This window comes from Pseudomonas sp. KH_017, assembly GCF_057840285.1.
Map to the genome: position 1 here is coordinate 2,604,073 of NZ_CM174509.1, position 22,101 is coordinate 2,626,173.

20 protein-coding genes and 4 pseudogenes are annotated in these 22,101 nt (G+C 57.9%); 6 read left to right on the forward strand and 18 right to left on the reverse strand.

Going from position 1 to position 22,101, the window contains the following annotated elements; all coding sequences use genetic code 11:
* Positions 1–20: 20 nt before the first annotated feature.
* Positions 21–290, forward strand: a pseudogene (locus AC3IT6_RS11865) (universal stress protein); the annotation flags it as partial.
* 72 nt (positions 291–362) lie between these two features.
* On the opposite strand, the gene AC3IT6_RS11870 reads toward AC3IT6_RS11865, so the two are convergent.
* Positions 363–788 carry a potassium channel family protein gene (locus tag AC3IT6_RS11870; RefSeq protein ID WP_223455526.1) on the reverse strand — a complete coding sequence of 142 codons (426 nt, stop codon included), beginning with the start codon at positions 786–788 and terminating at the stop codon, positions 363–365.
* 508 nt (positions 789–1,296) lie between these two features.
* On the opposite strand from AC3IT6_RS11870, the gene AC3IT6_RS11875 reads away from it, so the two are divergent.
* Both AC3IT6_RS11875 and AC3IT6_RS11880 read left to right on the forward strand, forming a co-directional pair.
* Positions 1,297–2,271, forward strand: coding sequence for a quinone oxidoreductase family protein (locus tag AC3IT6_RS11875; RefSeq protein ID WP_489355698.1), 975 nt, complete (start codon positions 1,297–1,299; stop codon positions 2,269–2,271).
* A complete protein-coding gene (locus tag AC3IT6_RS11880; protein WP_489355700.1) occupies positions 2,268–3,194 on the forward strand; it encodes a LysR family transcriptional regulator in 927 nt (308 codons plus the stop codon). Before AC3IT6_RS11875 ends, AC3IT6_RS11880 begins: the two co-directional genes overlap by 4 nt.
* Before the next feature lie 168 nt (positions 3,195–3,362).
* On the opposite strand, the gene pcaG is transcribed toward AC3IT6_RS11880, so the two are convergent.
* From pcaG to AC3IT6_RS11900, 4 genes and pseudogenes are all read right to left on the reverse strand, one after another.
* Entirely contained in the window at positions 3,363–3,965 is a 603-nt protein-coding gene (gene pcaG / locus AC3IT6_RS11885; protein WP_489355702.1) for a protocatechuate 3,4-dioxygenase subunit alpha, read from the reverse strand.
* Positions 3,966–3,977: 12 nt separating this feature from the next.
* On the reverse strand, positions 3,978–4,697 hold the full coding sequence (pcaH, locus tag AC3IT6_RS11890; protein ID WP_150756345.1) for a protocatechuate 3,4-dioxygenase subunit beta: 720 nt from the start codon (positions 4,695–4,697) through the stop codon (positions 3,978–3,980).
* A 126-nt stretch (positions 4,698–4,823) separates the two neighbouring features.
* Positions 4,824–5,747, reverse strand: a complete 924-nt coding sequence (pcaQ, locus tag AC3IT6_RS11895; protein WP_489355704.1) for a pca operon transcription factor PcaQ — start codon at positions 5,745–5,747, stop codon at positions 4,824–4,826.
* Positions 5,748–5,813: 66 nt separating this feature from the next.
* Positions 5,814–6,116 (reverse strand): annotated as a pseudogene (locus AC3IT6_RS11900) (LysR substrate-binding domain-containing protein); the annotation flags it as partial.
* Between the two features lie 106 nt (positions 6,117–6,222).
* Here AC3IT6_RS11900 and AC3IT6_RS11905 point away from each other — a divergent pair.
* Positions 6,223–6,726, forward strand: a complete 504-nt coding sequence (locus tag AC3IT6_RS11905; protein ID WP_489355706.1) for a hypothetical protein — start codon at positions 6,223–6,225, stop codon at positions 6,724–6,726.
* Here AC3IT6_RS11905 and AC3IT6_RS11910 read toward each other — a convergent pair.
* From AC3IT6_RS11910 to AC3IT6_RS11920, 3 genes are all read right to left on the reverse strand, one after another.
* Complete coding sequence (locus tag AC3IT6_RS11910; protein WP_489355708.1) at positions 6,723–7,655, reverse strand: universal stress protein; 933 nt, start codon at positions 7,653–7,655, stop codon at positions 6,723–6,725. The two genes, AC3IT6_RS11905 and AC3IT6_RS11910, sit on opposite strands and share 4 nt — an antisense overlap.
* Before the next feature lie 1,581 nt (positions 7,656–9,236).
* Complete coding sequence (locus AC3IT6_RS11915) at positions 9,237–10,310, reverse strand: NAD(P)/FAD-dependent oxidoreductase (protein WP_489355710.1); 1,074 nt, start codon at positions 10,308–10,310, stop codon at positions 9,237–9,239.
* A gap of 382 nt (positions 10,311–10,692) precedes the next feature.
* A complete protein-coding gene (locus tag AC3IT6_RS11920) occupies positions 10,693–10,923 on the reverse strand; it encodes a hypothetical protein (RefSeq protein ID WP_046043128.1) in 231 nt (76 codons plus the stop codon).
* A gap of 175 nt (positions 10,924–11,098) precedes the next feature.
* Here AC3IT6_RS11920 and AC3IT6_RS11925 point away from each other — a divergent pair, with 175 nt between their 5' ends.
* Positions 11,099–12,760 carry a SulP family inorganic anion transporter gene (locus AC3IT6_RS11925; RefSeq protein WP_489355712.1) on the forward strand — a complete coding sequence of 554 codons (1,662 nt, stop codon included), beginning with the start codon at positions 11,099–11,101 and terminating at the stop codon, positions 12,758–12,760.
* A 21-nt stretch (positions 12,761–12,781) separates the two neighbouring features.
* Here AC3IT6_RS11925 and AC3IT6_RS11930 read toward each other — a convergent pair whose 3' ends face one another.
* From AC3IT6_RS11930 to AC3IT6_RS11940, 3 genes and pseudogenes are all read right to left on the reverse strand, one after another.
* Positions 12,782–12,970: a ribbon-helix-helix protein, CopG family gene (locus tag AC3IT6_RS11930; protein ID WP_150725560.1), complete on the reverse strand. Its 189-nt coding sequence runs from the start codon at positions 12,968–12,970 to the stop codon at positions 12,782–12,784.
* A 199-nt stretch (positions 12,971–13,169) separates the two neighbouring features.
* Complete coding sequence (locus AC3IT6_RS11935; RefSeq protein WP_489356533.1) at positions 13,170–14,417, reverse strand: MFS transporter; 1,248 nt, start codon at positions 14,415–14,417, stop codon at positions 13,170–13,172.
* A gap of 176 nt (positions 14,418–14,593) precedes the next feature.
* Positions 14,594–14,746, reverse strand: a pseudogene (locus AC3IT6_RS11940) (OprD family outer membrane porin); the annotation flags it as partial.
* Positions 14,747–14,783: 37 nt separating this feature from the next.
* Between AC3IT6_RS11940 and AC3IT6_RS11945 the strand changes: the two are divergent.
* Positions 14,784–14,852 (forward strand): annotated as a pseudogene (locus tag AC3IT6_RS11945) (DNA-binding response regulator); the annotation flags it as partial.
* Positions 14,853–14,901: 49 nt separating this feature from the next.
* Here AC3IT6_RS11945 and AC3IT6_RS11950 read toward each other — a convergent pair.
* The 7 genes from AC3IT6_RS11950 to mhpT all read right to left on the reverse strand — a co-directional run bounded on the left by AC3IT6_RS11950 (position 14,902) and on the right by mhpT (position 21,884).
* Positions 14,902–15,810, reverse strand: coding sequence for a MurR/RpiR family transcriptional regulator (locus AC3IT6_RS11950; protein WP_223448018.1), 909 nt, complete (start codon positions 15,808–15,810; stop codon positions 14,902–14,904).
* 126 nt (positions 15,811–15,936) lie between these two features.
* The gene (locus AC3IT6_RS11955) at positions 15,937–16,701 is read right to left on the reverse strand and encodes an ABC transporter ATP-binding protein (protein ID WP_489355716.1); all 765 of its coding nucleotides are present in this window, start codon (positions 16,699–16,701) and stop codon (positions 15,937–15,939) included.
* Positions 16,702–16,719: 18 nt separating this feature from the next.
* On the reverse strand, positions 16,720–17,832 hold the full coding sequence (locus AC3IT6_RS11960) for a succinylglutamate desuccinylase/aspartoacylase family protein (protein ID WP_489355718.1): 1,113 nt from the start codon (positions 17,830–17,832) through the stop codon (positions 16,720–16,722).
* Between the two features lie 9 nt (positions 17,833–17,841).
* On the reverse strand, positions 17,842–18,540 hold the full coding sequence (locus AC3IT6_RS11965) for an ABC transporter permease (protein WP_458371213.1): 699 nt from the start codon (positions 18,538–18,540) through the stop codon (positions 17,842–17,844).
* A gap of 12 nt (positions 18,541–18,552) precedes the next feature.
* On the reverse strand, positions 18,553–19,242 hold the full coding sequence (locus AC3IT6_RS11970) for an ABC transporter permease (RefSeq protein ID WP_489355721.1): 690 nt from the start codon (positions 19,240–19,242) through the stop codon (positions 18,553–18,555).
* 105 nt (positions 19,243–19,347) lie between these two features.
* On the reverse strand, positions 19,348–20,124 hold the full coding sequence (locus tag AC3IT6_RS11975) for an ABC transporter substrate-binding protein (RefSeq protein ID WP_489355723.1): 777 nt from the start codon (positions 20,122–20,124) through the stop codon (positions 19,348–19,350).
* A 542-nt stretch (positions 20,125–20,666) separates the two neighbouring features.
* Positions 20,667–21,884 (reverse strand): 3-(3-hydroxy-phenyl)propionate transporter MhpT, encoded by a 1,218-nt coding sequence (gene mhpT / locus AC3IT6_RS11980; RefSeq protein ID WP_489355725.1) that lies wholly within the window; start codon positions 21,882–21,884, stop codon positions 20,667–20,669.
* Positions 21,885–22,101 lie beyond the last annotated feature (217 nt).

Genomic DNA, 22,101 nt, shown 5'->3' on the forward strand with positions numbered 1-22,101 from the left:
ATCGCTGGTGTCTACACAGAGGCGGCCTGACACTTGCTGACCTTACCAAAGCGCTTCGCAGAGACCTGGAAAAGTCTTTCCTTGAGTTGGCAGGTCGGTTCGGGGTGCCCTCCGATCGTCGGCATTTCATTGAGGGGCATCCGGTCACGGCGTTGAGTGAGTTTGCTAATGAACACAACGTGGATGTGATCGTGATGGGCAGAGTCCAGTCCCATGGTGTGCACAAGCTTTTGGGCAGCACGACCGAGCATATTCTGTATCAGGTGCCATGCTGCGTTCTGGCGGTCTAGATCGAATCTGTACCGGGCTTGATGGCACACCGTCAGTTCGACAGTTGAGTCTGATACGAGTCAGAAAAGGGATTAGTTGCGCTTCCAGTACTTCTGCATTTCCAGAAACAGGAAGGATGCGGTCCATGTGATGAGCACCAGCCCGGTAAGGGCTTGTAGACCGGTCAAGTATTTGAGGTTGCCCACAGGCGAAATATCGCCGAAGCCGATCGTCGTGTACGTCGTAAAGGAAAAGTAAACGCAGTCCATCAGCGTACCGTCGAAGTTGCCCGTCAGGCTGCCCCATCTGCCGGAGTGCACCATCAGGTAATAGACCAGCGCAAAGCACCAGACCTCTATCGCGTGGGCCAGGAGGGCGCCGAATACTCCAACTACGATTCTGAAACGGCTCCACAGCTTGAGCCGGGGTAGCCAATCATTCAGGCGTAACAGACATTCATAGTGGATCACTACGGTGATGATAACGACCAGCGTATTGATCAGCGTGACTGCCAGCATGGCAAATCTCCAGCGAAAAGGGAGGCGGTGAATCAGAGTATTTCTACGCCTGGGAGCCGGAAAATCGTTGAGCTGAATCAACAAGAGGTTTAGTAATCGAAAGCCAGTCGTTGCGTTAACGATAGCTGCTGATCAGTTGATAAAAGTCAGATCCCCCACGGCATAACGCCAAATTATCGAACTACAGCTCTCCAGTGCAGCAGGCCCGGTTTCAACGATGCAGGTGACCACCGAAGTGGACTGGCGACTGCTACGCGAGTGTCCGACCCACCTGCACCTGGTTACCAGAGTCCACAACCCTTAGCGGACTCTCGGGGCCAACCGTTGGCTTTCTCCATAATCACATGAACCCAACATGCTCCACGTAGCAATACGTGCTGTCAGCGATTACATTGCTGCAATCAGTGCATTAATGTCCTGCAATCAACCTGTCTTGTTCATCAGCAGATCAGTTCTCACACTGGGGCCACTCATTTGATAACGGCTTGTGACTGAAGGAGAAATGACCATGGTTTCTGCGATCCGGTTTGGCCAGGTTGGCAATCCTCAAGTGCTGAAAGTGGAGAGACTGAGCGAGCAATCGCCTGGGCAAGGTGAGGTCTGGCTTGAGCAAGAGTCTGTAGGTGTCAACTTCCTCGACGTTACCCAGCGCAAGGGAGCGGTGCCCATTGCGTTGCCATCTGGACTTGGGCTAGAGGGCGCTGGGCGTGTCGCAGCTGTGGGGGCGGGTGTCAGCAACGTGCGAGCAGGGGATCGCGTGGCCTATGCCACCGGACCTATCGGTTCCTATGCTTCGGCCCGGCTTTATCCGGCAGAGCGGCTGGTCAAAATTGCGGATTCGCTGTCATTTGACGATGCCGCAGCCGTCATGTTCAAGGGCATCACTGCACAGTACCTGTTGAAAGCCACCTATCCTGTGGGGCCCGGCACAACCATGCTCCTTTACGGTGTGGCTGGAGGGTTGGGGGAAATCATGGTGCCGTGGGCCAAACACTTGGGGGCCACGGTGATCGGCGTGGTTTCAAAGCAGGCCAGTGTCGAGAAAGCTCAGGCGTCGGGATGCGATGAAGTCCTGGTGTTCGATGCTGACAGCCTGGCTTGCGAGGTCGCTCGTATCACCGAGGGTAAAATGGTCGACGTCGTCTATGACCCGATAGGGCGTGTTTCTTTCCAGGCATCCCTGGATAGCTTGCGACCACGAGGTCTGATGGTTTCGTTTGGCGCTTCATCAGGTGCGCCGTCAGCCGTGGAACTGTCGACACTCAATGCCAAAGGCTCGCTGTTCCTGACACGTCCTTCCTTGGCAGCCCATACGGCGAGTGCCTCCGAGTACCAGGAACGAGCGCAGGATGTGTTGGCCGGCATCGGTGCGGGAATTATCAAGCCTCGGGTTCGGGCAAGCTACTCTCTGGCTGACGCAGCATTGGCGCATGCGGACCTGGAGTCGGGGCGTTCATCGGGAGCGATCATTCTAAAACCATGAATCTTGATGTTCTGAACAATCAGTACAGCGACGAAATCGCTGCGTTTCTGGCCGTGGCCTCGCAAGGCTCATTTGTCGGGGCTGGCCGGCTATTACAGCGACACCCTACAGTCGTCTCAAAGCGACTCGCCGCAATGGAAAAGCGCCTTGGCGTTCGGCTCGTGGAGCGCTCAACCCGGCAGGTTCGAATCACTGAAACAGGTGCCAGGCTGGAGCAGCGCCTTCGCTCGGCCATCGAATTGATGAATGAAGCGCAGCAGCAAGCGTCCGAGGGCGCCAGCGAAATCCGCGGTACTTTGCGCCTTGCATTGCCGGCAGCCATGGGCCGGCGTTGGCTTGGCCCGATGCTGCCGGAGTTTCTCAAGGCTCATCCGCATGTCTCGATCCTTGCAGACTACAGCGAGCGTCTGGTCGACATCATCGATGAAGGTTTTGACGCGGCGATCCGAATCGGAGAACTGGAAGACAACCGGTTGATCGCCAAGAAACTGAGTGACCATCGCCGGATACTCTGTGCCTCGCCTGCTTACATCAGGCAGCACGGCATGCCCGAAACGCCACAGGATCTGATCAGGCACAATTGCCTTCGCTTCAGTGGCCTTGCGTCTTTTCCCCAGTGGAGACTCCATCGCGGCAATGAGCTGCAGACGGTTTCTCCCAAAGGAAACCTGACGGCCAATGACAGTGAATCATTACTGGCAGCGGCCCGCGCCGATGCCGGAATACTGGGGGCAGGAGACTGGTTGATGAGTCGTGATATTGCTGCCGGGAGGCTGTTGCATGTCCTTCCTGACTGGCAATTGGACACCGCTGGTGGGGTCTACCTGGTCAGGCCATCGGCCAAATTTCCGGGTGCCGTGGTCGTCGCGTTCAAACAATGGATCGAGTCAAAGTTTATCCCCGCACCCCCATGGGCCATTTGACCGAGGCTGCCTCAGCACGTGAATGCCCTCGTCCCTCGATAACAGCTGAAGGCATGTCATGGACGTTCATGGCAAGACGTAGCAGCAATGCACCTGCAACGGGGAGGCTACCTCAGCACGGGTTTTGTAGATGTTGAGCGCTGGTATCTCAACACGGTGCTTGCATCGTCAGAAGTCGAAGAACACCGTTTCCGATTCGCCTTGAAGGTGGATGTCGAAGCGGTAGGCCAGCTTCCCGTCAACCGTGCAGCGCCGGGCAATCAGGGATTCACGCCGATGTGGCTGTTCGATCAGATTCAATACGGGGTCCACTGCATTCGCCTCGGATTCGTCGTCGAAATACAACCGCGTCTGCAAGTGAATGTTGATGCCCCGGGCGAACAGCAACACATTGATATGCGCTGCCATGGGCACACCCGAGGCATTTTTCACCAGGCCAGGCTTGACGGTTTCGATCGTCCATTCGCCGGCATCGGTAGTGGCGGTACGACCAAAGCTGTTGAAGGGTTTTTCCAGATCGAAACCGCTGTCGTAGTGGCCTTGGTGATTGGCCTGCCAGAGCTCCAGAAACGCGTCGCGAATCAAGTGGCCGTTACCGTCATAAACGTGACCCAGCAATAGAATGTGCTCACCTGGCGCGCCAGGTTTTGCCATCACATTCCAGATTTCCTGTTCCCGCGGCGGGTTGCCGGCCGCTTCCAGTGCCAGTCCGATATGCACATAGGGGCCGGCTGTTTGCGACGGGGTTTCAGGCAGAAGTTGAACGGGCATGTGCAGGCCTCCTCAGCAGTTTTCGAAGTGGGTCTTGCGCTGGCCGCGCAGGACGATATCAAAGCGATAAGCCAGGCAATCCATAGGATTGGCCATGCTCATGTCGAGTCTGGCGATCAAGCTCTGTACCGCTTGCGGATTGGCGATCGACTTGACGATCGGGCACATGGGGATCAACGGATCGCCTTCGAAATACAGCTGGGTAATCAGGCGCGTGGCAATGGACGGGCCACTGATGGAGACATGGATATGCGCAGGTCGCCAGTCGTTGGGACCGTTGCGCCATGGGTAGGGACCGGGCTTGACCGTGCGGAAGCTGTAGTTGCCATCGCGGTCAGTCAATGCACGGCCGACGCCGCCGAAATTCGGATCAAGGGGCGCCAGGTAACTGTCTTTTTTATGCCGGTAACGACCACCCGCATTGGCTTGCCACATTTCCACCAGGGTGTGTGGAATCGGCTTGCCGTACTGATCACACACCCGGCCCGCGACGATGATGCGTTCGCCGATGGGCAAGCCGCCGTGATTGAAGTTCAGCAGCAGGTCGTTATCGTGTTGGCCCATCTTCAGATGGGAAAAATCCGGGCCGCTGGTTTCCGAGACAGACTGGGGAATGCTCACCAATGCCTGGCGGGGGGAGCGCAGGATCGAAGTCTTGTAGTCAGGTGTCAGGGCTTTGGGATGCCAATTACGGTCACGAATGGCGAAGCGGCTCTCGTGCGCATCAGACATGTCGATTTTCCTATTGTTATGGTTGGTCAGTGGCAAGCGCTGCGATGGCAGCGACCTGCAGCCCAGTCTCCTCTTGTACGACCCAACCCAAAATTGAAAAAACCGACTTGTTGCATGTCCAAATGGTTATGGATATTTCCCTTCGCGATATTCTTGCCCGACCTCGCGCAGTGCCTCCACGCACCACTGTGCCGCAGGTGTCACCGGCAACACAGGATTTGTGCAGAGCCCCACGGAACCACCGGCTTCACGCATCCCCAGCTCCACCAACTCACCTAGCTTCAAGTCCTGTCTGACCGCGTCAAACGGCGCCACCCAGATTGCCTGGCTGCATTGTATGTAGCGCCGGCTCAGGGCAATCGACAGGGTTTCCAGGCGTTGGCGCGAGGGGGTGATCCCGTGCTGCACAAACAGGCTGTCGGCGAATTTGCGGATCGTCGTCCCCACCAGCGGCAATACCACCGGATAGTCTTCGAGGTTTTTATGCCCCGGTGGATCACTCAGCACTGGATGGTCCTTACGTACCACCAGGGTCATGGACTCGCTGTAAAGGTGCTCGAACGTCAACCCGTGAATCGATGGGCTATCGGTCATTCTGCCAACCACCAGGTCCAGCTCGCCGACACGCAGTCGGGACAACAGGTAGGCGCTCGGCCCGGTCACGACACTGACCGCCAAGGCGGGATGCCGGTCGTGTAAACGGCAGACAACCTCAGGCACCAACAGGCTTTCGACGGTGGATAGCACGCCGAGTCGTACGGCAATCGGCTCATGTACACCGGAGCGCAAACTGTTGACCCCTTCACGCAGCGACTGCACGCTCGGCCCCGCATAACGTAAAAAGGCCACCCCAGCCTCGGTCAGCGTCGAGCCCTTTTTGCTCCGCTCGAACAGCCTGGCATCCAGCAAGGACTCCAGTTCCTTGAGCGTCTTTGAAAGCGCCGGCTGGCTGATCGCCAACTTGTCGCAGGCACGTGCCAGGCTGCCCTGGCGCGCCACCTCGAGAAAACACACCAGATGACGGAATTTGATTCGGGTATCGATGTTCAATCGGGTGTCCTGCCTTCGTGGTGTGGCATTCATTATTCCTGGTGACCGATGCCGGCAAAACGGTGGTTATCGGTCGACATTCGGCAGTTCGCAGCCCGGGATCAGTCGTCCCGGTTTGACCGCCTGGCGATAAAGCACCTGCATGAGCTGCGTGGCGGATTCGCCAAGCGGCTCGAACCGCGAGTAGACAAAGCTGATATCGAAATGAATCGCCTCAACCAGCGGCACGACGATCAGCCCGCTGTCCTGGGCCACGAATTCATCGATGATGGTCAGCCCCATGCCTTGCTTGACCAGGGCGACCGCTTCGTTGGCATTGGTGAAATTCAGCATGGAGCTGAGGTTCAGGCCCTGGCGTTCGATCTCGTCGTTCGAGCGATCTGTGTATGAGCGCTATTGATCGCCTGGTCGTATCTTCACTGCAACGGCATCGCCCACCGCGGCGAACAATAACAAAGATCAGTGAGCAAGCGCAGTGACGCCCGATGCGCTGGTACGAGAAGCGGCGCGCGAGGGTTTCAGTTCGGTCGGCCTGCGCCTGCACCCGGCCATGGCGGGTGGCATCGCTTACCCGCTGGCGCCGGGCAGCCAGGCGTTGCGGCAGTTGAAGACCACGCTCGATAGCGAAGGCGTGGTGGTCAACGAGATCGAATTCGTCGAGCTGACACCGCAAGTGGACGTCGCCGGGTTTGCGTCGCTGCTGGAAGTCCGGGGCTCAACTGGATCGGCGTTACATCCATGGCGTGCAGTGGTGCGATGCGTTGGCGCTGGCGCCCACGGAGAGGGAATCATCCGCGAAGCCCGCGAGGGTCGTCTGCTGCCCGGTCAGGGGCAGTTGCCTTTGGCCGGGTTGCTCAATGTCCTGCCACCCCAGGTGCACTGGAGCGTGGAAATCCCGTACCCCGCGACATGCGCACCTGAGCGGTTGGCTCAAGCTTTCACGATCACCCGGGCCTGGTTGGCCAGTACTTGCTCCTAAGTATGTGGTCGATGGTTGTGGTGGTTATACGGCCAAGAGGATGTCGCGGTATCGGCCGATGGGTTCGGTGGCGGGGCGGCGAGCTCTTCAAGGTGGGCGATGATGTCGTCCGGCTTGAGCACCAGTACGTCACTGTCCAGGGTATCCAGAATCATCTCGGCAGTGTTGCCGATCAATGCGCCGGACAGCCCGGTACGGGCCACGCTACCGATGACCGTGAGTGCGGCTTCGAGCTTGTGCGCGATGTACGGGATCAGCACATCGGCTGAGCCTTCCTCGATATGCAGGCGATCGTCGCTGATGTTGAATTCTGCCTGGAGCGTCTTGCACAGTTCGCGATATAGAGCCTGAATGCTTTCCTTGAGCTGGAGTACGGGGTTGGCTGCCGAGAGCAGGGGGTAGGGGTGGGCGCTCATCATGTGTAGAGTGCCGCCGGCCATTGCGGCGATGTCGTACCCGTGGCTAACGATGCCGGAATGCAGGACGCGGTGCTCCACGTCACTGTTACCGGCATCAATGGCCGCGAGAATGGTGCCACCGGTCCAGGGTCTTGCGGTTTTTACGATCAGTACCGGGCTGGGGCAGTATCGCAACAGCTTCCAGTCCTCGGGGGTGAGAAGGGCTTTGATCAGTGATGTGTGGGGTAGGTGCTGCTTGATTACCAAGCCGCATCCCACCGCCTGTTGGGCGGCGATGATGGTTTTGTGTGAACTTCCGTGCCAGGCCTGCTGGGTACTGACGCTATAACCTTCCTGTGTCAGTTCGCCTTGAATGTCGTTCAGGTAAGAGCCATGGTGGTTTCCCTTGTCGCAGGCCAGCAGATGCAGGTGCGACCGGGTAGCGCCGGCAATCATTTTGGCTCTGTTCAAGATCAGATCCCTGGGCTGCTGTGAATCCACTACCACCAACGTGTTGCGAATGGTGTGCATGAGTGTCTTCCTTTGCCGAGTACAGTTTTCTTGTGGGTGGCGGGAACTCTTGGCCTATACCCTTTCGAGGGGGGGTGTACGCATACTGGCCAACCGTTGCCAGCCTGTTAGCCGAAAGTTCACTTGCCGGCATCACGCAGTCGACAGCTAAAGTTGAATCTTGCCCAATCAGTCCGATTGTGACGCTTGAATCGAGCGGGCATTGAAAGCATGGAAGTAGTACTGATCGTTTATGCAACTACGCAATATGACGCTCTGGCACTGGCGCCGTTGTTCCATTGCATCTATATTGAACAGAGTAAGTTGTAACGCGGCCGGTACACTTTACTTCGGAGGCGTCGCGTTACTTCTTGTCGGTTGCGCTACTGGCAAAGGAAGCGCAATAGCATCCGCCGCCTCAATGCCTTGATTGCCTGCGCTTTTTTCGCCCGAACAAGTTTCATACCCCCAAGTGGATGCCCAGATCCTGGAGTGATGCTCAAGTTGCTCTCCGGCGAGCGTTTTTGCTCGCGCAACTGAATGATTGAGTATGGTGGCTATTCTGCTTGATGCTGAGTTGATTAGTCGGTTGAGCTAGTTGATTTTCTACTAAGTAAACTCTAAATGAACCCCATTCGATCTGATGAAGTAGCACCTTTACTGCTGATCGAAACACCTTAAGCAGATTCCCATTATTCAATGCCAAATATGCCGAATAATTCAAGCAGACTTGTCGCGAGGGTTTTCTGAGTGCAATGGGCCAGATGCTGCCATGGACTCGATCGCTTGTTTTGTTCAAGCTCCGTTACGCGAAGAGACAATGTGCTCGTCCGATGTCACCGTGACTGGGACTTGCTTGAAGGCCGGCTTATGGCCAAGTGCTGCTCGCCAGTTCACCGCGGATGCGATCATGCCGATCTCGTATCAGAACTGCAAAAAGAATGCGGGGGTGGTTTCCTAGGCCACCCTCGCATCCGTTCACGCGCGCAAAACCTCAAACGCTGCCAAAAAAGATGTCGGTACTCTGAAGATCGACCCCGACCAAGGTGATGGTCGTTGCTTGTCCGCCAGTCTCGGCAACCGTCACGACGCTGTCTGCGCCGGTGTTGTCGATCGATTGGACAGCGGCGTTCGGGTCGCCATGACGTTCTCCAGAGCAATTGCAGTCACCAAAGCGGACCGTGGACCTTTTTCAGGTACATGCCACAACTATGGATAAACGCCGGGCGATATACATCGGCCGATACTCCCAGGCGAGGTGGGAGTTTCGGACTACTGGGTGGGGGAGACGGGATGTCGCGAAGGAATGGCGCAGCCTGTTCCGCTTGTGAATGAGGACATGGCGCTGGTGTTCACGGTCGCCGGGGCTTTAGCCGCCAGCGCATCGAGCTGAGGCTGAACCTGCACAGGCAGCCGGGTAGAAAGGCGACATGGATTTAACTGGTCGAGAAGGGCCGGTCCTGGCCGAAAGCAGTCTGTCACGACTGAACGAAATCGACTTGATTCCGCTGGTGGCACGTTGAGGGACTCGCCTGGAAAAGTACGACTTCGAACTCAAACTGTTGATCGCGAGAAGTGGGCTTGCGAGAAAGACAAGTGAACTTATGTCTGGAAGAATCGGTCGGGACGACACGAGTCAAGGGCAGAAGATGCCTTGTTGTCGACTATTTCCTCGCTGGCAAGACGGCCCACAATCGCCGCCAGAGTGACGCCAGGATGCATTGCGCAAACGTACACTGCGCCGATATCGGGTAGATAGCCGATGATGGGGATGCCATCGACAGGAATTGGCCTGAGTCCGACACAAGCCAATTCCGGATCAATGGAAGTAACCCCATAGAGTTCGTTCTGGATGACCCGGGCAGTTCGTAGCGCTATCTCTACTGGCTGGTTTTCCAGGGACTCTCCCAAATAATCTTCCGCCGCCAGCAACGTACCATCGGTGCTTTGCCTTACTTCCATTTGAGGGCTGGAGATGATGGTGTTCACGAGATTGGGTTGTGTCTTGTAGCGGATGAGTATTGCCGCAGAGGCCTCTATCGGCAGGGACATCTTTAACTTCTCAGTCAGCTTCGTGATGCCTGTCCCCGCTGCCAGTACGACAATGTCTGCATCGATGATGCCCGTTACGGTTTCGACTCCCGTCACCTTTGCGTTCTGAGTTGAAAAGCCAAGCACCCGAGTATGCGTAAGAACTTTCGCACCATGATTCCGGGCTCCTGCGATCAAGGCGTGAGTTGCTTCCACTGCGTCCAGCGCGCCTTCTTCGGCTTCATACAAGGCATGCTGAGGGGGATTCTTAAGGTTCGGCTCAAGACCGAGTATCTGGGGGCGAGATACCAGGATTGTCGAAAGCTGGTTGCCTGAGGCTTGCAGTGCACTATCCAGGCTAGCGCTGTAAGACAGGGAGCCTGTCCATCGTACTTTCAGACCCGGCAGTTCGGTTTGGAGGCGGCGGTATTCCTGGATGGCGGCGCTACGCAATTCTGCGATTGGATCGGGCCCGCTATGTGAGGTGTTGATCCATGCGAATGAACTTCCGGTCACGCCGGACGCTATACCTTCAGCCTCGATCAGGATGACATTCGCGCCTTTGCCTGCCAGGTGATACGCCAAGGACGCGCCAACAATGCCTGCGCCAATGACAACAACTCGTTTGCCTGCGCTACTTTCCATAACAGCTTCCGTTCTGTTGACCTGATGAAAGTACTATATCCAGATGATCTCAGGGTTTGCGAACCTGGTCGTCTGCAGGTGCGCTTGCGCTCGATAACGAATACTCAGGGTTCGCCGTTGCACCGGCTCACTTTATTGCCTTCGCTGAACGCAAACATGCATGTCCCTGGCAGCTAATTTATCGCTGGCGGATCACGTTGAGGGTAAACATGCGGAGCCTCGATTCTCTCCTTGAGCTTGGCAGCAAAGTCGTGAGCACTTTTTTCATGCCGAAACTGAACTCGCCTGATGCCAAAACATACAGACCAAAGAGCTTCGCCTTGACTGGACAGGTACTCGACTTTCACTGACATGATCATGTCTCCAGGGCGTGATCCAAGGGTTAAAAGTGGATTTCAGCGGTCTTGAGGCCCAAGTCTCGAAGCTCGGCGATCAAGTCATCCAGATGCCCGAAAGACTCGACTTCCTCGTTGTCATCAACCAGGAAATAACTTCTCCCGGCGTCCTTCTTGAAAAACACGATCCACTCCTTGGGGTTGGTCGGGTTTGCGATCACATGGGTGTCAAAGGTCACGCCTTCGGCGTGTTTGCTTTTCACAGTTTTACGATTCATGTCAGTCACCACGCTACACGCGCTCTCAAGATTCTCTATTTGCAGTGCATGCCCGCCCAGCTCCATCTGAACTTTCTCTATAAACATCTCCAGCCGCACGAAGCAGTGGATCAAGGGCATTTCAATTATCACTGTATGTTAATATTATGCACATGCATCCACTGAGGAGCTAGCCATGATTGCGATAGGTGAGGCATGGAGGGCGGGGTTGTTGGGGCGAGAGCATTGGCTCCGCAATTTGGTGTCTGGCGTGATCGTCGGAGTCGTGGCGCTCCCCCTTGCAATGGCGTTTGCCATTGCATCTGGCGTCAAGCCTGAGCAAGGCATCTACACCGCAATCATCGGTGGTCTGCTGGTTTCACTGTTTGGCGGAAGCCGCTTGCAGATTGCCGGACCGACAGGTGCGTTCATCGTGATTCTGGCGGGAGTCACGGCCAAGCATGGTGTTGACGGTCTGCAAATCGCCACGATGATGGCGGGTGCCATGTTGTTATTGCTGGGGATGGCCCGGCTCGGCGCAATCATCAAGTTTATCCCCGATCCGGTGATCGTCGGATTCACCGCAGGCATCGGCGTGATCATCTGGGTCGGACAGTGGAAAGACTTTTTCGGTTTACCGAGGATCAGTGGAGAGCATTTCCATGAAAAGTTCTGGCATTTGCTCCAGGCGCTCCCGGATCTTCATATGGCCACGACCCTGCTGGCGGTACTTAGTCTTTTCCTGGTCATCACCGCTTCCAGAATTCCCGGACTCAAACGGGTACCTGGCCCATTAGTCGCAATGGCGGTAGCTACGGCGATACAGTCAACCTTTCATTTCGAGGGGGTAGCCACGATTGGCAGCGCATTTGGTGGCATACCTCAAGGCCTTCCAGCGTTGGGCCTGCCTGAAATCACGCTGTCTCGCGTCATCGATTTGATCGGTCCGGCATTCACTATCGCCATGCTTGGAGCGATCGAATCGCTGCTGTCCGCAATGGTGGCCGATGGCATGGCAGGCACTAAGCACGATTCCAATCAGGAGCTGATCGGTCAGGGAGTGGCTAACCTGGTCACGCCATTGTTTGGCGGCTTTGCGGCTACCGGAGCCATTGCCCGTACTGCAACCAATATCCGTAACGGTGGCACGAGCCCGCTGGCCGGCATTACGCACGCGGTCACGTTGGTGCTTATTATTCTGTTTCTGGCACCTCTGGCCTCAAACATCCCACTGTGCGCCCTGGCCGCGATTCTTTTCGTGGTCGCGTACAACATGAGCGAGTTGAAGCACTTCAAACGCATGGTCCAGCGGGCCCCTCGCGCAGACGTAGCTATCCTGCTCATCACTTTCAGCCTCACAGTGTTCAGTGACTTGGTGATCGCCGTGAATATCGGCGTCATTCTTGCGATGCTGCACTTCATGCGCCGCATGGCCTCCTCTGTGGAGGTGCAACAGGTCATCGAGCACGAGCTTGAAGAAGAGCTGAGGGCCAATGGCCATGTTCGCCTGCCGCCAGGGACATTGATTTATACGATTGAAGGGCCATTGTTCTTTGGCGCGGCTGAGACCTTCGAGCGTGTCCTGGCACAGACCCATACCGATCCACACCTGCTGATTATTCGCTTGAAGCGTGTACCGTTTATGGATATCACTGGCTTGCAGGTGCTGGAGGAGGTCATTCAGCAACTGCACAAGCGCAATATCGTGGTGAAACTCTGCGAAGCGAACACGAAGGTGCTCAACAAGCTCGATAGGGTGGGTATCTTGCAAGAAATCGGCACGGAGCATTACCACGCCGACTTCAACACTGCGCTGGCCAACGCTGTCAGTCTTGCAGAGGGTACGTCGAGCCTCTAGAGGCTTGCTGCCCGTGTCAGGTTATGACTTGGTACTGGCGGCATGCTTACTCTTGGTCGAATAGCTGGCACCGTGAGTGTCCAGGTAGTCACGAATCAGTTGACGGACAACCTGCGAGGGCGTCAGGTCTTGTGCTGCACAGAGTTCCTCGAAAGCTTTTTTCTTGACGGGATCAATGAGCACAGTGAGGCGCGCAGTCTTGCTTTCCATGGGGTATTCAATCGCTCAAGTCGCTAGATGTTAATCAAATTGTAATTGCCTTGTCCGGTGCTGTCACTGAGCTGCTCGTTACTTCGACTTTACCCAGAAGAAAAGATTTGGCTCTCACGGTGGGTGATGAGGTAGTGAGGGGCTGCAATCAATCAGAGGCAGACGGACTTGCCGTCCTGTCGGTAGTGACTGGGCGTTGCTACCGAACCTGAGCTTTCGCCTGGATCACCCACAACCCCAGAAAAGTCAGAACAGCAAAGCCGCCTCCCATCAGGAAGGTAGCCTGGTAGCCAACCGTATCCCACAGCGCCCCCGCGATGACACTGGCCAACAGCAAGGCCAATCCAGTCAGCAGATTGAACATGCCAAATGCCGTTCCTCGCAGTTCAGCCGGCGCGCAATCGGCGATCAGGGCGGCGAATGTCCCTTGGGTAAACCCCATGTGCAGCCCCCACAGAACGACGCCGACGACCAGGCCGGCGATGCCCGGCGCGAACGCCAGCGTCAGATCGGCAGCAATCAGAAATATCAGGCCTGCGCCGAGCACCGTCACGCGGCTGACACGATCGGACAATGCCCCGGCGGGATAGGCTGACAGCGAGTACGCCACCCCCATGAGGACAAGTACCGCTGGCGCCCACATCGGCGCCAGCCCAACGGCCTGGCCGCGCAGGATCAGAAAGGCTTCGCTGAAGCGCGCCAGGGTGAACACCGCAGCGACACCCACCACCCACCAGTAGCCGGCGCCCAGTCGGGCCAATTCCCGCGGGCTCAAGGGCGTACGCACCCGTTGCGTCCCTTGCACCTGTCTGGGCTCATGAACGAACAAAAGCAGCACCGCGACGGCGAGGAAGGCCGGGATGACGGCGACCCAGAACACAGTCTTGAAGTGGTTCGCGGTCAGCCACATCAAACCAATCGCCAGCAACGGTCCCAGGAATGCACCAACGGTATCCAGAGTCTGACGCAGGCCGAAAGCCGCCCCCCGTATCGCAGGTGGCGTGATGTCGGCCACTAATGCATCACGCGGGGCACCGCGAATCCCTTTGCCAATGCGGTCGATAAAGCGCGCCCCGGTCAGCCAGTCCAGCGAGCCTGCCAAAGGAAAGATCGGTTTGGACAGCGCCCCCAACCCATAACCCAGCGCCGCAAGCAGTTTGCGCTTGCCCAATCGATCACTGAGTGCCCCGGAGAATACCTTGGTGATCGAGGCCGTAGCCTCGGCTATTCCTTCGATGAGACCCACTGCCAAGACGGAGGTACCCAGTACTGTCACCATATAGAGCGGCAACAATGCATGGATCATCTCTGAGGAGATGTCCATCAGCATCGAGACGAAGCCTAGCGCCCAGATGCCGCCAGGCATGGTGCGCCAGGCACTGCCGGTTGACGCCTTCTGGATTGGCGCAGCCGTTGAAGCACCGCCCGACTTGTCAGTGGTTTTCATCATGAGCCTCGACAACCTGTTTGGCATAGGCATCTAAAGGCGCTTCGCACTCCTTGAGCCGCGTCGCGGTTAGCCGACTCCTATGAAGGCGTCAGTGAGAAAAGTTGAAAGCTGCGCAAGGCAGCCTTCAGCTATAAACCCTGTGTACCGGGCAATAGTGACGCAGAGCGGAACGCCTACCAGATTGGTAAGGTGTAGCTGACGATCAAACGGTTTTCATCCAGATCGCTGCCAAAGTTGCTCGAACGCACCGTCGCGTTGCGCCATTTCCCCCCGACGTTTTTCAGCGGGCCGCTTTGCACGACGTAACCGATGTCGGTATCGCGCTCGTCGCGTTCCTCGATGCCTGCGTGCTGCTGGACGTGCGCGCGCGTTATGAAACGCATGCAGGCCAACACGTTGCCGGACCTGGTGGGCATGGCCATCGCAGATGGTCGATCCGCTGAAGTTGCGTTGATCCCTCGCAGGAAAAACCGCAACGCAATCACTTTTTCGCTGGTTTACCGCTGGCAGGGATGTGCAGGTACGACATCACGCTTTCAGTCAGTTCGGTTGCCAGTTTGACCGCTTCTTTATTGCGCGCCATCACGCCGGCGACCAAGCCTTCGATCAGGGCCAGTACGGCGATGTTGGAACTGGTCAGCACCGGGTGATCGCAAGGCGCAAACAGCGTGTGCTGGGCAATGCCAGTGAGCGGCGAGGCAGGTGAGTCGGTAATTGCCAGCACCGATGCGCCGCGTTCATTGGCGAAGCGTGCCAGTTGCAGGGTGTCGAGGGAGTAGCGCGGCAGGGCGATCGCCAGCAGCACGTCCTGATCGGTGATTGCGGCCAGACGGTAAGCGGCGTTTTCGTTGCCGCCCTCCATGCTGATGGCCGTGGCGTCTGCACAAAAGGGCATCAGGGTCGAGGCGGCGAGACCGGCGAAGTAAACACTGTTGCCAAAGCCCAGGATGTAGATTTTGCGTGCCGTGGTCAGGCGAGTGACGAACGCTTCAAAGGTGTCGGCGTGATTGTTGCTCGCCGCGGTGGCCAGGTTGCTGCTGGCGCTCTGGAGTTGCTCATGCAGGCCAAACGCGCCGCCCGGGCGATGGGCAAGTTCGTTGCGCAGCTTGTCGACCGGCGACACCATCTGCTGCAACGTTGCGACCAGCTCGGCCTTCATGCCGCTGTAGCCACCGAGGTCCAGCGCTTTGGCCAGACGGTTGACGGCGGCGGGTGAGGTCAATGTTTCGTGAGCCATCTCTTCGATGGTCAGCGTCGCGGCCTTGAGCGGGTGACGCAGGATGAAATCCGCCACCTTGCGCAGAGACGGCGGCAGTTCGGAAACGATTTCCGTGAGTTTGCGCATGACCGGCGCGGCATAGACAGTGGTGTCTTTCGATGGGGTGGGCATATCCAGCTCAACGTTTCCTGAAAGTGAGAGAAGGGCTGTGCCTGATGCCCTGACAAGTTGGCTGGAGTGTATCTGAAGCCAACCTTGTCAGGGCAGCGCCGAGCAGTGGATGGGTGGGCGGCGGTCTTACTTCAGGCTCCCGGCCAGAAACTGCTGGAGGCGTTCGGACTGCGGGTTGACCAGCACCTCACGCGGGTCGCCGCGCTCTTCGACAACGCCCTTGTGCAGGAACACCAGCTGGTTCGAAACCTCGCGGGCAAAGCCCATTTCGTGAGTCACCACCACCATGGTGCGGCCTTCCTGCGCCAGATCCTGCATGACTCTAAGCACTTCGCCGACCAGTTCGGGGTCGAGGGCCGACGTCGGCTCATCGAACAGCATCACTTGCGGTTCCATCGCCAGTGCGCGGGCAATGGCCACACGCTGCTGCTCGCCACCGGACATATGCGCCGGCCAGGCGTTCATGCGGTGCGCCACACCGACTTTGTTCAGGTAGTGCTCGGCCTTTTCCCGTGCCTCTTTCTTGCCCAGGCCCAGTACATGCACCGGCGCTTCCATGACGTTTTCCAGAGCGCTCATGTGTGACCAGAGGTTGAAGTGTTGAAACACCATCGATAGCTGTGAACGCATGCGTTGCAACTGCCTGGGTTCGGCCGCCTTCAACCCGCCAGACTTGTTGGCCACCAGCTTGAGCGGTTCGCCATTGAGCACGATATTGCCCGCATTGGGTTGCTCCAGCAGGTTGATGCAGCGCAGGAACGTACTTTTGCCAGAGCCGCTGGAGCCGATGATGCTGATCACGTCACCGGCCTGTGCCTGCAGGGACACGCCCTTGAGCACCTGGTGCGCGCCGTAGCTTTTATGCAGGTCCTGAACTTCAAGTTTGTACATGGTTTGAACTCTCTGGAATCAGTCGCTGAGCAAGCGACCCTGGCGAATGGGGGTGACGCCTGCAACCTTGGCCAGCCACAATCCAGGCTGGGCAAAGCGCAGTCGTTCGCGGGCATAGAGAATGCCGTCGGTGCTGGCGCTTACTACGCTATGGCGGTCGGTCAGCGGGTCGATGACCTCGAATAGCGGATCGCCGACCTTGACCTGCGCGCCCAGCGGTTGCAGAAAACTCACCACACCCGGATGGGGCGCACAGGCGTACTGCGCGCCGGCGAATGGCATGGCCTGGCAATGGCTCGGCGGTGCCGCTGGCCAGTCACCGCTGATCAGGCCTTGTTCGGCGAGATACCCGAGAATGGCTTGTGCACTGTCGAGGCATTGCTCGCGCCCGGTGTCTGCCATGCCACGCAATTCAATGGTGGTGGCCGCGCACGCCAGGGGAATATCGGCTTCGGGAAACAGCTCGGCCAGGCGTAGCCATGCAATGGCGCAGGCTTCGTCGAAGGCACTGCCGCCGGCATCTTCGGCCAATAACGTGACCCCGGCGCCGAGGCGGGCAGCCAGTGACTGCAAGCGTGGCCAGATTTGCGGCATCGCATACAACAACATGATCGATTCGAAATCGCAGTGCAGGTCCAGCACCACATCGGCGTCACAGGCATGCTGCAGCAACAGGCGGCGCAGGCCGTCGAGTTCCGAGGTCGGTGCCGGCATGGCGGCGAGGGCATCGCCCATGGCGCGGCGGATGAGTGCGATGTTGGCGTCGGCATCGACGCCCAATCGGCCTTCCAGCAGCGGTGCAACGGCATCGACCAACTCCGGGAAGTCGCGATTGAAGTTCTTGCCGCTGGAGAACTCGAAGCGCCCCTGATGGGTGGCCTGGAACATCTGGGCGATACCGATCGGATTGGCCATGGGCACCAACTCGATCACCCCGGTCAGGCGGCCTTGGGTTTCCAGTTCCAGAAGACGGCGCTTGAGCTCGACGGCGACGCGCATCCCCGGCAACTCGTCGGCATGCAATGACGCCTGGATGTACGCTTTGCGTGCTCCGCCGCCAAAACGAAACAGCGACAGCGTTCGTTCGGTGCCCGAGGCACTCCACGGCAACAGGTATTGAATGTGCTCCATGTCAGCTCCTTAGTGCTTGCGCGGTGCCAGATACGCCAGCCAGCGGCGCTCGGCCAGCTTGAACAGGCGCACCAGAATGAAGGTCAGGGCGAGGTAGATGAGGCCGGCGGTGATAAACGCCTCGAATGGCAGATAGAACCGCGAGCTGACAGTGCGTGCGGCCCCGGTGATGTCGACGAGGGTGACGATGGAGGCCAGGCTGGTGGTTTGCAGCATCATCAGCACTTCGTTGCTGTACTGCGGCAATGCCCGGCGCAAGGCCGACGGCATGAGAATGCGGCGATACAGGGTCAGGCGTGACATACCCATGGCCCTGGCGGCTTCGATCTCGCCATGGTTGGTGGATTTCAGACTGCCGGCCAGCAGCTCTGCGCTATAGGCACTGGTGTTGATCGCGAAGGCCAGGCAGGCGCAAAAGGTGGCGCTGGAGAGGTAAGGCCAGAGCACGCTTTGGCGCACCGCTTCGAACTGCGCCAGGCCGTAATAGATCAGGAACAATTGCACCAGCATCGGCGTGCCGCGAATCACGTAGGTATAGAGCCAGGCCGGGAAGTTGATCAGTGGCGATCGCGACACCCGCATCAGCGCCAGTGGCATCGCCAATACCAGACCCAGGGCCAGGGAAATGAGCAGGACTTTGAGGGTCAACAAGGCGCCATTGAAATACAGCGGCAGGTTTTCCCAGATCAGGTTGTAGTCGAGAATCATGGGCGGCTCCCCTCACAATTCGGCGGCTTTGATGCCGGCCGAGTAGTGTTTTTCCAGATAGCGCAGCACCAGCAAGGACAGGCTGGTGAGCATCAGGTACAGCGCTGCCACCGCGAGGAAAAACGTGAATGGCTCGTGTGTGGCATCCGCTGCGTTCTTGGCTTTGAACATCATGTCCTGCAAGCCGATCACCGAGATCAGCGCGGTGGATTTGGTCAGCACCAACCAATTGTTGGTGAACCCGGGAATGGCGAAACGAATCATCTGCGGTACCAGAATTCGCCAGAACACCTGTGCACCGCCCATGCCATAGGCCACGCCGGCCTCGGCCTGTCCTTTGGGAATCGCCATGAAGGCGCCACGAAAGGTTTCCGAGAGGTAGGCGCCAAAAATGAAGCCCATGGTGCAGACGCCGGCGATAAATGGGTTGATGTCGATATAGCGGGTGTAACCGAGCGCCAGGGCAATGCGGTTCACCAGATCCTGGCCGCCGTAGAAGATCAGCAGGATCAGCACCAGGTCTGGAATACCGCGAATCAGGGTGGTGTAGCTTTCCCCGAGCATGGCCAGCCATTTGAGCGGCGACAAGCGAAAGGCCGCGCCGACCAGGCCCAGGGCAATCGCCAGGGACATGGAGGTCAAGGCCAGGTTTATGGTCAGCCAGGCGCCATCGAGAATGCTCGATCCGTAGCCGTGAAGCATGATGAAGTTCCTCAAGCGAGCGCCGCGAGGCGCGCAAGACAAGCCCCGGGAGACGCCTGCAATGGGCCGGCGTCGGGTCTTGGGTCAGGGGGGCAGGGATAGGGCTTACTCGCCGTAGATATCGAACGCGAAGTACCTGGCCATCACTTGCCCGTACTTGCCATTGGCGCGAATGGCGTCAATCGCGGCACTCAGGCGCGCAACGTTGGCACTGTCGCCTTTGCGCACGGCGATCCCGGCGCCCCGGCCAAAATACTTCGGGTCGTTGATGTCGGGCCCGGTCAATGCGAAGCCCTGGCCGGCGGGTGTCTTGATGAAGCTCTCATCGGTGTTGACGATGTCGGCGAGGGTGGCGTCCAGACGACCCGAGGCGAGATCGAGGAAGGCTTCATTCTGTGAGCCGTAGCGCACCACGACGACGCCGGCTTTTTCCAGTTGCTCGGTGGCAAAACGATCGTAGGTCGAGGAGCGTTGCACGCCGACTTTCTTGCCCTTGAGGTCCACCAAAGGGTCATTGATCACGTTGCCGGCCTTCATCGCGAACTTGCCTGGCGTGTGGTAGTACTTTTTGCTGAAGTCCACGGACTTCATCCGGTCTTCGGTGATTGACATCGACGACAGCACGGCATCGATCTTGCGCACTTTGAGCGACGGGATCATGCCGTCGAACTCCTGAATGACCCACTCGCATTTGACCTGCATTTCTTCGCACAAGGCATTGCCGATGTCGTAATCGAACCCGCTGACGTTGCCCTCTGGTGTCTTGAAGGAGAAGGGCGGGTAGGCGGCTTCGATACCGATACGCAGGCTGTCTTCGTCGGCATGTGCCAGGAAGCTGAAAGCGCACAGCGCCAGAGCACCTAGAAGTTCTGTCTTGTTCATATTGTTGACTCCCTGGAGGGCATTTGGGGGAAACGGGTGCCTGCCATCCGGGTTGGCGTGGTGGATCAGTCCTGTGATCGGCGAGGCTATAAATGACACAATAAAAATCAATATGCAACAATGATGAAAATAAACATATCAGTTCGGAGCGTGGCAAAGCGCACCAGTACCCGGTCGGTGCAGGCGCTAGCGACCGGTTCTATGGGGGATTACAAAGATTGATTCGGGGGGATGATCGAGGATCTGCAGCGTGGGTTTGGGGCTATGGGGTACTCCGACTGATTGAAGCGGGTCTGGTGCTCATAAAAAATGCCCGGCACATTGCCGCAATGCTGTTCAGTTAAGGAAATTGTAGGAGCGAGCTTGCTCCGGGCGGCGTTCCGACGATGGACTCAAGAGCGCCGCGTTTACCCAGTAAATACGCGCAATCGTTAACGACCATCGCGAGCAAGCTCGCTCCTACAGAGGACCACATTCGCTTAACTGAGCAGCATTGGGCACATTGCCGGGCATTTTCACTCATCAAACCCAGGTAGCGGGACTCAGTTTGCAGCTTGCGGTTGAGACTCGGTGGTCGCTCCGTTGCGGGCGATCACGGTCAGGATCGACAGTGCGGCGATCACCAGCCCTGGTGACGTTGCCAGCAGCACGCCAGTGGTGCCGGCACCGGCGGCGAGGATCTGGCCGGCGGCCAGGGGACCTGCCACTGAGCCGAGCCGGCCGATGGCCACGGCCGCGCCGACACCGGTGGCGCGCACCGACGTCGGGTAGGAAGGGGGCGCCAGGGCGTACAGCACCAGCTGTGCGGCCATGACGAACAGCCCGACGGCAAACCCGGCGATTGCCATCGGCACGATACCCACTGACAGGCCGACCCCGGCCAGCGCCGCCAACACCCCGGCGTACACGAACAGGACCACTTTCAGGCCGTTGCAGCGGTCCAGCATCACCCCGCCGAGCAGCGAACCAATGGCGCCGCCGATGTTGAACAGCATTTGCACCATGCCTGCCTGGGGCTTGGTGAAACCCTGTTCCAGCAACAGCGAGGGCAGCCAGTTGAGCAGCATGTACATCACGGTCAGGGTGAAGAAGTAGCTCAACCACAAGGCCAGCGTGCAGCGTGCGCGTCCTTCGCCGAACAGCGCCTGGGCGGTGGACGACCGTGGGCTGGCGGTCGTGACGTGTTGCTGGCGGAACGCAGTGGATTCGGGCAGCAGCAGGGCCATCAGCGGCACCACCAGCAAGGGCGTCAGACCGCCGATGATAAAGGTGGTTTGCCAGTGTTCACTGGAAAACATCGCCACCACTGCCGCCAGCGCGCCGCCCAGGGGCACGCCGCAGTACATGACGCTGATGGCGGTGCCGCGATGGCGCTCGCTTACGGCCTCGGCACACAGGGCAATCAGGTTGGGCAGGGCGGCACCCAGGCCCAGGCCGGTCATGAAGCGCACCAGCAGCAGGCTGGAATAGCTCTCGACATAGGCGGTGCAGAGCGAGAAGACACCGAACAGCAGCACGGCGCCGACGAGGATTTTCTTGCGGCCGATACGATCGGCCACCCAGCCGCCAAAAAACGCACCCGGCAGCAGGCCGATGATCCCGGCGCTGAACACCCAGCCCATCATCTTCGGGTCCAGGGCAAAACTCTGGCGCAATCCTGCGGCAGCGGTGCCGGCAGCCTGCAGATCGAACCCCTCGATCAGCGCAACGATAAAGCACAAAGCGATTGTCAGCGTCGAGCGACGCGATGGACTGTCCATGGGTGAACCTCGTTGTTGTTTTTGTTATGCAGTCGAGCCCTCCGTGCGTTGGGCGCGCCGTCGGTGACCGCTGGCGATTAAGATAACAAAGATAACTAAAAAAAGAATGATGTCCTGAAAATTGTAAAAAACTACAAATAAAGTGTTTAAAAACAGATTGTTATGAATGCATAAAGATGAATATGTGAAAATAGATAATAATATTAATGTTCGATTA

Excerpts from the sequence above, each read along its gene's own strand:
- pcaG (WP_489355702.1), bottom strand. The coding sequence starts at position 3,965 with ATGCCCGTTCAACTTCTGCCTGAAACCCCGTCGCAAACAGCCGGCCCC.
- AC3IT6_RS11930 (WP_150725560.1), bottom strand. The coding sequence starts at position 12,970 with ATGGAAAGCAAGACTGCGCGCCTCACTGTGCTCATTGATCCCGTCAAG.
- AC3IT6_RS11920 (WP_046043128.1), bottom strand. The coding sequence starts at position 10,923 with ATGAATCGTAAAACTGTGAAAAGCAAACACGCCGAAGGCGTGACCTTT.
- AC3IT6_RS11915 (WP_489355710.1), bottom strand. The coding sequence starts at position 10,310 with ATGGAAAGTAGCGCAGGCAAACGAGTTGTTGTCATTGGCGCAGGCATT.
- AC3IT6_RS11950 (WP_223448018.1), bottom strand. The coding sequence starts at position 15,810 with ATGCCCACCCCATCGAAAGACACCACTGTCTATGCCGCGCCGGTCATG.
- pcaH (WP_150756345.1), bottom strand. The coding sequence starts at position 4,697 with ATGTCTGATGCGCACGAGAGCCGCTTCGCCATTCGTGACCGTAATTGG.
- AC3IT6_RS11960 (WP_489355718.1), bottom strand. The coding sequence starts at position 17,832 with ATGGAGCACATTCAATACCTGTTGCCGTGGAGTGCCTCGGGCACCGAA.
- AC3IT6_RS11935 (WP_489356533.1), bottom strand. The coding sequence starts at position 14,417 with ATGAAAACCACTGACAAGTCGGGCGGTGCTTCAACGGCTGCGCCAATC.
- AC3IT6_RS11875 (WP_489355698.1), top strand. The coding sequence starts at position 1,297 with ATGGTTTCTGCGATCCGGTTTGGCCAGGTTGGCAATCCTCAAGTGCTG.
- AC3IT6_RS11955 (WP_489355716.1), bottom strand. The coding sequence starts at position 16,701 with ATGTACAAACTTGAAGTTCAGGACCTGCATAAAAGCTACGGCGCGCAC.
- mhpT (WP_489355725.1), bottom strand. The coding sequence starts at position 21,884 with ATGGACAGTCCATCGCGTCGCTCGACGCTGACAATCGCTTTGTGCTTT.
- AC3IT6_RS11870 (WP_223455526.1), bottom strand. The coding sequence starts at position 788 with ATGCTGGCAGTCACGCTGATCAATACGCTGGTCGTTATCATCACCGTA.
- AC3IT6_RS11910 (WP_489355708.1), bottom strand. The coding sequence starts at position 7,655 with ATGCACACCATTCGCAACACGTTGGTGGTAGTGGATTCACAGCAGCCC.
- AC3IT6_RS11925 (WP_489355712.1), top strand. The coding sequence starts at position 11,099 with ATGATTGCGATAGGTGAGGCATGGAGGGCGGGGTTGTTGGGGCGAGAG.
- AC3IT6_RS11965 (WP_458371213.1), bottom strand. The coding sequence starts at position 18,540 with ATGATTCTCGACTACAACCTGATCTGGGAAAACCTGCCGCTGTATTTC.
- AC3IT6_RS11880 (WP_489355700.1), top strand. The coding sequence starts at position 2,268 with ATGAATCTTGATGTTCTGAACAATCAGTACAGCGACGAAATCGCTGCG.
- AC3IT6_RS11970 (WP_489355721.1), bottom strand. The coding sequence starts at position 19,242 with ATGCTTCACGGCTACGGATCGAGCATTCTCGATGGCGCCTGGCTGACC.
- AC3IT6_RS11975 (WP_489355723.1), bottom strand. The coding sequence starts at position 20,124 with ATGAACAAGACAGAACTTCTAGGTGCTCTGGCGCTGTGCGCTTTCAGC.